Origin of the sequence: Fibrobacter sp., assembly GCA_012523595.1 — a bacterium.
Taxonomy (GTDB): Bacteria; Fibrobacterota; Chitinivibrionia; order Chitinivibrionales; family Chitinispirillaceae; genus JAAYIG01.
In genome coordinates, this window is record JAAYIG010000179.1 from 1 (window position 1) to 8,707 (window position 8,707).

An 8,707-nucleotide genomic window follows, 5' to 3' on the forward strand; every position below is an offset into this window, starting at 1 on the left:
CCGACATTATCAACATCCTTCTCCTGAGTACCTGTACTCAAATCAGAATCATTTGACAATTCCTGAAGTTCAGGAATCTCCCCCCCGGAAACCTCCGTACCCTCCCCACCGGAAAGTTCTGAAACGCAGAATTCATCTCTTGCCTCTCCGGAAAACGCCTCTGCCGGAACGGGAGTCTCACTCTCCTGATCAGCCTCTGTACTCTTTAACTCCGGAATCTGCCCGCTCTCCCCGCTTAAATCCAGCAACTGATCACCTGTTAACTCTGAAGCATCGTCCTTCAACTCTATAAGTTCCAGGTTTTCATCATCTGTAACTATCAGATCTTCGAGTAAGTCATCTGTACCATCGGGAATCTGCAGGTCAGGCACTTCAACTATTCCTGAATCTGCCTTCTCTCCTGTATCCGCGGCTTCGGAAATAAACGGATCCTGAAAATTAACATCCCCGGTAGCATTGGTCGAAATCAGTTCCGGTATCTCATCGAGCTTCTCAGGGCCATCTTCGATAAGGTTGTTGTCTTCCGCATGAGCGTTGAACTGGTCCTGAAACGAGCTGTCATCCGTTCCCGCGGATTCTTCGCCGGTGGAAATCAACTGCAGATCATCCTCCTGAACCGCACTCTCAGTCCTGTCACTGTCATCCAGCAATTCAGAACCGGAAAAATCACCACTATCTCCACTCTCCGCTTCGGCAAGAAGATCCATCTCAGCCCTGCTGTCATCCGCGATCAGATCCTCAGTCAGGGGACCGGATTGATCTCCGCTCCCGTTATCATTCAGCAATTCTTTATTCAGTTCTGATCTGTCATACTGAAGTGTTTCTTCGAATTCAGGGGACAGTTCATTCTGGATTATATCCCGAAGTTCATCAATGGGTCCTTTTTCCTCTGCCGATTTCTCATCTGTGGAGACTGCCTTCTCAACCGCTTCTCCCTGCTCTTTAGCTTTACCGGCAGAGCCGCTGAAAAGCTCCTCTATCCTCGATGAAACATCCTGGCCAGAAATCGATTCCGGTTCCGATGAGGAAATATCGGGCAGTTCTTCAGCAATCTCTGATTCCTGAGGAAAAACATTTTGCACCTCTTCAGGTTCAACTGTTTGAGACTCTCCGGAGACATTGCCCTCAAACATCATTGACATTCTGCTGCTTATATCATCACCGCTGATCTCAGCAGCATTCTCCTCCTCGACCTCTTCACCCGCTATATCGAATTGCTGCTCCAGCTCCGGCTCCGCTACCTCCTGAAGAACATCGCTCTGATCTGTAACCTCCTGAAACTCCGGTTCCTGTTCGGGAAACTCCATTCCCGATGAGGGATCATCAGCGGACTGCTCTACCATCGCGAACTGACGTTCAAAGTCCTCACTGGTCATCGCCTCAAGACCCTCAGCCTGTGATGGAATCTCCTGGAACCCGGGCTCCTGATCTGAAAAATCTTCCGCATCCGGAAAGACCTCCTGCGGAATCGGCGCTGACTGTACCTGAGCAGAATACCCACCCGGCTGACTGATTCCCAGAATATCGAAGAGGTCGGTTTTCCCCGTTGATTTGTACCTGGAACAGAACTGGGCGAGCAATTTATTAAACGGATCACTTCTGCTTAAAAGATGGTAGAGATCACCGGCCTTGTGTTCCATTCCCTGCTTTACAAAAATATCAGCCAGCATCTTAATGGCAGCCTGATTCCTGCGGTCTATAGAGCATACTTTTTTTAACTCGACAGCAGCTTCATTCAGTTTTCCCATCTCAAAGTAGCAGCGCCCGAGGACAATGCGGCCAGTGACATTTGAAGGATACAGGTCAAGCCCGTTCAGACAGATCTCAATCGCCTTGTCAATATTGCCCTCTTCTCTGTAAGCGTCCGCAAGACGGGGAAAGATCCGCGGTGCCGGATCTCTTCTGTAACGACTCTCAAGTGATTCTATAGACATTTCAGCAGTGTGGGTGGCCATTATCCTTTTCTCCATCTACCGGTTATCCCCATCCCGGGCCCCTGTTCTTTCTGTGTTGATAACTCTGACATAATAAACTGTAAATTCTTCTTCTATATTTATAATCAAGACAATCCCTGAATCAAGAGAATCAGGGTTCCAACCTGTGATCCCTACAATTATACATTAATCTCTCTTCTCAGCCCACTGCCGACCACTAAAAATCTCAAACAGCCTGCTTTGAGGATTTAATGATTCTATCCACTATGGAGGAAGTTGAGTAACCCTTTTCAAAATTAAGCAGCCGGATCACCCCTCCATGCTTCTCAACCGTTTCCTTCTCAGGAAGTCGCTCAGGAAGGTAATCGCCGCCCTTTACGTGGATATCAGGTCTGAGTACCTCCAGGAATGCTCTGGGATCATCCTCCTCAAACAGAAAAGCACAGTCCACCATTTTCAATGATGCCACAAGGAAGGCCCTGTCTGCCCCCTTCTGAATCGGTCGTGAGATACCTTTGAGTTTTCTTACCGAGGCATCAGAGTTGATTCCAACCACAAGAAGATCACCAAGCGATGCAGCCTCGAGAAGATATTTGACATGGCCAGTATGAAGCAGATCAAAACATCCGTTGGTTGTTACAATAGTCTTTCCGCCCGCCCTCAGAGGTCTTAAAAAATCCGCGGCTTCCTCTACACTGCTGAATACCACTGGTTTCCCTTTTTGCATCTCCTCTTTATTACCCTTTCAGAATCCGTTCTACCTAAAAATAGCATTACTTACAGAAAAATGAAAAATTCCCGCATATAAGCTCAATTCCAAAAGGGAAATAACCGGTACAAAAAGTTACCTTGCATACACCCCAAGCAACTCGCCCTGTGCAATCACATGCCCATCCATCGCCCGTTCGATCTGTTTTTTGTCTTTTCCCGGTGGAAGATTGAGTTTCTTGTCCAGAGCAAAGATCTTGAAAACATACCTGTGAGTCCCGTATGGAGGAGAGAACCGGAAATAACCGATTCTACCCGAACTGTTTATACCCTGAACAGCGCCGTTTGGAAGTATTCCGCTGCCATTTTGAAACTCAGGTAATTTTCTCACCGATGGAGGAATATCATAGAGGAGCCAGTGAACAAAATTACCACCCGGAGCATCTTGATCATCCACTAACAACACCAGACTCTTCGTGTTTTCCGGTATATTATCCCATGCCAGAGGTGGAGAAACACCTTCTCCGTCGATAGTGTATCTCTCCGGAACCTCCTGCATATTCTCAAACGCCTCACTGTATACTCTTATTTTCATAATAGTCCCTCCATTTTTCATAATAGTCCCTCTATTTAACACAACCGCCTATTCACTATGCCGGCATCGATACATCATCTCCGATAATCACTATTCCATTGTACACAGCCATCTTTTTCCCGATACCAAACTAAACATCATTCAATTCTCCTTCCATATTTAGAACCAAACGAATCATCCTACCTTAAGTCAAATCCAGGAATTTCTTCTTCTTCCATAGTTAAAATCATTTTAATCACCCTGCAATCAGAGGTCAAAAAAAAGATTTCTTCTTCCGCAGTCAAGATCAGATTAATCATTTTTAATCAGATTAATCAGTGGTACAAAAACAGGAATTCTTCTTCCACAGTTAAAATCAGCTTAATCATCCTATAATCAGGTTGATCAGTGGTCAAAATCAGGTTAATCAGGGGTCATCAGTGGTAAAGACCCTCCATCCGCGCTGAATGGAGAGTCTTTTATGAAGGGAATTTCTTTTATCTACCGCGCCGGGTTTTCCGGACACTTTTCTTGACCGCTTTCTTTGGTTTGGCGCGGTTCTCGTTGATTATACGGTAGGTTTGAGAAATTGAGAGTTTGTAGCGTTTAGCCAGAGCCGTACCTGATACTCCTCTTGCATACTGCTTTACTATGTCGGAATTCCGGTCCTTGTTTTTATTAATAACCGGCTTTATTCCATATTTTACCCGCAGTTGATGCACTGCCTGGCGGGTAATTCCGAACAACTTGCCGATCGCGCTATCGGCCTTGTACTTCTTTTGAAGTTTCTCAAGTTGGCTCTTGCTGATTTTAGCCATTGAGGCCCCCTTTCCAAGAGGTAATGTGCCCATCAGTCAATTTACCATAAAATATTTCTCAGGAAAACAGTGTGTCAAGCATTTAAAGAGGGTATTCTTCTTATTTCACAGGAATCTTTTCCCTAGTGTCATAACACTGCGTTCTCCTGCCCGATAGAATCAAGATGCGCAAGAACCATCCGCAATTCACCATAAGAGTATTTGTCACCAAAATTTTCTTTCGCAGGAGAAAGCTCCCTTGAATTCTGATTCAGAAAGAACCCACTGATTTCTGAGATCTTTTCCTCAGACAGAAGTCTGGAGATGTCAAGCTCTCCGGTACTTATGAAATGTGCAATATGCCCCTCGATAGTGGAAAGGCTCAGCCCCCTTATTGAGGCTACCTCCTGAAGTGTTTTTCCGGAATTGAAAAGATCCAGGCTGACCTGCCTTGTGTTTACCCTCTCCCTTTTAGGAGAATCCTTCACCGGTTCATCCTTGAGGCAGTATTCTATCCCGTTTTTTTTGCAATATTCTGCTATAATCCCCAGAATCTCCTCCCCATACTCCTTAAGCTTCCTGCTTCCGATCCCGGTAACACCCTTGAGCTCTTTCATCGAGGATGGTAACAATGTGCTTATGCCGGCAATTGTCTTGTTGCTTAAAATCATGAACTCCGGCTTGTCCAGAGAACGGGCCTTTTGCCTTCTCCAGGATTTAAGCAACATATAGAGCTCCTGATCCACATCGGAGAAATCAAAAGTCTCAGGCTTTGTAACACTCTCCTTCACTGATGGCTTCTCAATTGCAACTTTAGCCCGCGCTTCCAGATATGTCTTTACAGAAAAACCGGAGCCGCACACCTGAAAACAGTGTGATTTTTTCTCCATTTCCTCCCTTAGCCGCGTGATACTTGCAGCGATCGATTTTCGTATTTCCTTTTTATCAACATCGATTTTTCCTCCCTCACACAGAATACCGCCGACATGAGATTCCAGCTTTTCCCTGAAATACACACATCCCTTCCTGATCCTCTCCAGAAGCTCTTCATTACGCTCAACAACAGGCTCTTTACGCAGCAATCCCTGAATCTGTAAACTGAACCGATCCGCCACATCGGTTATCTCATTTTTTACTTTAGCATTGAGATCAGTAAGAGAATCCATCAATCCGGGACAGAGACACTCTTTGTTCTCTTTCGCAAGCCTCATAAGAGCACGGATCTCTCTATCGACCGTATTAAGGTCAAACAGCTCCCTGAGAAGACTTTGCTGAAAAGAGATCATGGCTTTTAACAGATGGTTCTCGTCAGGATGATACTTTTCCGTACTTTTTATAAATTCCGACACTGAAGAGCTGTTTATCAGCACCCTGGGGGTAAGCCTCGAGGTAAGAAAAAGCCCTTCGAGAGTTCTGCACCTGCTGAGAGCTACATATACCTGTCCATGTGCAAAAGCCGCTCCGGCATCGATAACCACCTTGTCAAATGTAAGCCCCTGACTTTTATGTATTGTTATTGCCCAGGCGGCCTTGAGAGGGTACTGGGTAAATTTACCTGTAACAGTCTCCACTATCTCACCGCTCTCTTTATCAAGCCCGTATTTCATGTTTTCCCAGCAGTCCATCTCCACCTCTATAACCGGCTCATCATCGGAACACTTTACATACACCTTATCCTCATCGATATCCGTCACTTTTCCGATTTTCCCATTGAAATAGCGTTTATCCGGCCGCGTGTCATTCTTGACAAACATCACCTGGGCTCCGACCCTGAGCTCAAGCTGCGGATCTGTGGGATAAGAATACTCCGGAAAATCCCCCTCTATCTTCGCCTTGAAAATCCAGGGTCGCCCCTCAAGCCTCCTCATCCTCTCCTCATTGATCTGCTTTGCCTGATAATTATGGGTGGTAAGAGTGATACACCCTTCCATAACACCTTTAATATCCGGTGTGTAGCGTTTATTGATAAGCGCGATCGTTTCCGGGCTCCTGTCGCCATCACGTACCCTGTTAAGCATTTCTATAAAATCACTGTCACTTTGTCTGTAAACCCTTTTCAGCTCTATTGTGACATAACTGGATTTTCTCAGCGCGTTACTTCCGAAAAAAAAGGGAGTATCATAATGCTCTTTAAGAATCTCCCATTCATCCTCCTTGACAACAGGAGCAAGCTGCTGAAGATCACCGATCATAAGGAGCTGTATCCCGCCGAATGGTCTGTCGCGGTTACGGAACTTTCTCAGTATCTCATCGATCCCGTCAAGCAGATCCGATCTCACCATACTTATCTCATCGATGATGATCAAATCGAGACTTTTAATTATGTTAAGTTTTTCACGGCTGAACTTGTGAAATTTGGCGGAAAGTCCTTTCCTGAAATCCCCGTCTGCAGCAAAATCGGCCCGTCCGCCCGGAATCCAGGGTCCGAAAGGCATCTGAAAAAAGGAGTGTATCGTCATCCCGCCTGCATTTATCGCAGCGACACCGGTAGGCGCAAGCACTACCATTCTTTTAGGTGAGGATTTCCTGAGATTGTGAAGAAAGGTGGTTTTACCGGTACCGGCTTTTCCAGTAAGGAACACGTTTTCCGATGTATCCTGCAGATACCGAAAGGCGAGATCGAGTTCGGGGTTTTTTTCTTCCTGGTTTGACATTTTCATTTTTCCTTTCGATCTGTCCGGTTAATGGGTCAATTTTTCGCTTTATTTCTTTCCATCTCGGCGTCTTTTCTCTGCATCTTCCCTTTGCGTCCTCTGCGTTAACATCTTGCGATGAGCACTTCCAATCGTGAAGTGACCCCAACATTCCACACTCCATCATTTCCTGCAAAGGCTGGGAACTATCTTCACACAATCAGAAAATTGAATTTCAGAAGGCATACACTCTTCCTGACTGCCTTCACCAAAAAAATTATTGTCTGGGAAAAATCCGGAAAGTGATTATAGGATGAGTATTCAAAAAACTAAATCTGTGCTGTTACTGTGGCAATCAAAAACCTCGTGACCTTCCCTGAAGAGGTTTAAACTTGAGAAATCCCGGTTTTTTCTCTTTTTTCACGGGCTCCGAGGCCTTGATCCCATAATACTTCCTTATCCAGGCCTCCTTTTTGGCAATCTTTTCAAGGTCTTCATATTCCAGTTTGCCCGGATGAAGTATGTGGTACTTAAATATCATCACACCCCTGTTTCTGACAGAGGCCGATGACGGCAGGCGGATACCGGACCCATAATGAAACATGGCTAATTCAGGATAATTAAGTATGGGATCTCTTCTGTAGCCAGCCGGGTATTTGAATTTTCTCTCTGCTACAACCGGCTTTGGTTTACAGAGAAACGTACTCAGGTTTATCGAATAATCAAGAGGCTGCGCTGTATCGGGAAGTACCGGTTGATCATTGATAATCTGAGGTTTGAAAAAGAAAGATGAATCTGGAATTGAATCAATAATAATTCCCGCACTGAGAAGAACACCATTGCCATCGTCACTGATATTTACTCTGACCGGGATCACTGCGGATTCTTCTCCCTTATGGCCAATTCCTTTGTATGACCAGATACGATCCGGACCACAGTGAAAAACAATACCTACTCCGGTAAGAGGAAAACTGATTGTAAAATCTCTGCAGGAATCGACCGGTGGAGCATATTCATTCAAACAGAAGCTTCTTGTATAAAAACCGGTTCTTGAAATCTCTATAACAGGAAAACACAAATCGCCGTTATCACCGGAAGTTTCTTCGAGCTCTTCTCCCAGAATGGGCAAAGCTAGTAAAAACAGAATCAGCACAAAAATCATTTTCATATCCTGCAAAATCAAAAACTAACCGTTCATTCTAATATAACCATATTATTCATTTCGATTGCCTTAAAGTGAAGTCACTGATTTCAGGACTCTTTTAATTGAAAAAACGCATATGGGAGGGGAAGGGTGCAGAAGACTGTTAATTCAGGTCACCAGGGCATGGAAACTGACAAAATGAGAAACAAGGCAAAAACACTGGTTTTTCCAAAAAAAGCAGTTCGGTATAAACTGTGGGACGACTGTGGAAAATATTTACTTTGCGCTGCCAGATGTGACTCAGTGAATATGTCTCTACAACCCACTTAAAGAGTTCTCCGGGTTCAGCACTGCCGGAAAGCAGCAGTCTCATTACATACCCCTCATAATGCAGGTATGAATCGACAACCAGATCCAGTCTCCCATCCCTGTCAACATCACCCATCCAGAGCAATCCTGTATTGATTTCTCCGTCATTTTCCCTGAAAATGTATCTGTTGTTCCCGTTATGATTGATAAAGGTAAATTCATTACCATGATAAACTCTGCATTTAAGTTGATAAACTTTCCCTGGCAGCCTGATAATCCGTGACTCACCATCATTTTTCATTTTTCCATATAAACTGTCCGGAAGAGCTGTGATTTTTCCCGGAGCAAGGCTGTTGTCCAGCAACAGGTATATTCAAACGGCATCGAGATACACACATATTCCATATCCATTCCAAAAGGATCATCACATTTTCTGTACTTTAGTTTCACCATTGCAGAAAGTACCTGGTAATTCAAGTTACCTTCCTGAAAAGAGAATTAGAAAAAAAGAAATTTATCGCAAATTAAATCTTCTTCAGCACAAGCTTACCAGTGGAAATCCGGTCAGTAAACCTTATCCTGTACAGGTAAATCCCCTCACTAACACC

General features: G+C 44.7%; 8 protein-coding genes. All 8 read right to left on the reverse strand.

Annotation, left to right across the window (positions count from 1 at the left end; translation table 11 throughout):
* Positions 1 to 1,970 (reverse strand): tetratricopeptide repeat protein (locus tag GX089_12075; GenBank protein NLP03225.1); only part of this gene is annotated, 1,970 nt, incomplete at its 3' end.
* A 190-nt stretch (positions 1,971 to 2,160) separates the two neighbouring features.
* A complete protein-coding gene (gene rfaE2, locus GX089_12080) occupies positions 2,161 to 2,661 on the reverse strand; it encodes a D-glycero-beta-D-manno-heptose 1-phosphate adenylyltransferase (GenBank protein NLP03226.1) in 501 nt (166 codons plus the stop codon).
* A 117-nt stretch (positions 2,662 to 2,778) separates the two neighbouring features.
* Complete coding sequence (locus GX089_12085; GenBank protein NLP03227.1) at positions 2,779 to 3,201, reverse strand: YbhB/YbcL family Raf kinase inhibitor-like protein; 423 nt, start codon at positions 3,199 to 3,201, stop codon at positions 2,779 to 2,781.
* Positions 3,202 to 3,713: 512 nt separating this feature from the next.
* Entirely contained in the window at positions 3,714 to 4,034 is a 321-nt protein-coding gene (locus GX089_12090) for a hypothetical protein (protein NLP03228.1), read from the reverse strand.
* 128 nt (positions 4,035 to 4,162) lie between these two features.
* Complete coding sequence (locus tag GX089_12095) at positions 4,163 to 6,673, reverse strand: AAA family ATPase (GenBank protein NLP03229.1); 2,511 nt, start codon at positions 6,671 to 6,673, stop codon at positions 4,163 to 4,165.
* Between the two features lie 328 nt (positions 6,674 to 7,001).
* A complete protein-coding gene (locus GX089_12100) occupies positions 7,002 to 7,808 on the reverse strand; it encodes a hypothetical protein (protein ID NLP03230.1) in 807 nt (268 codons plus the stop codon).
* A gap of 145 nt (positions 7,809 to 7,953) precedes the next feature.
* On the reverse strand, positions 7,954 to 8,400 hold the full coding sequence (locus tag GX089_12105) for a hypothetical protein (GenBank protein NLP03231.1): 447 nt from the start codon (positions 8,398 to 8,400) through the stop codon (positions 7,954 to 7,956).
* Positions 8,397 to 8,576, reverse strand: coding sequence for a hypothetical protein (locus GX089_12110; protein NLP03232.1), 180 nt, complete (start codon positions 8,574 to 8,576; stop codon positions 8,397 to 8,399). Before GX089_12110 ends, GX089_12105 begins: the two co-directional genes overlap by 4 nt.
* Positions 8,577 to 8,707: the final 131 nt, after the last annotated feature.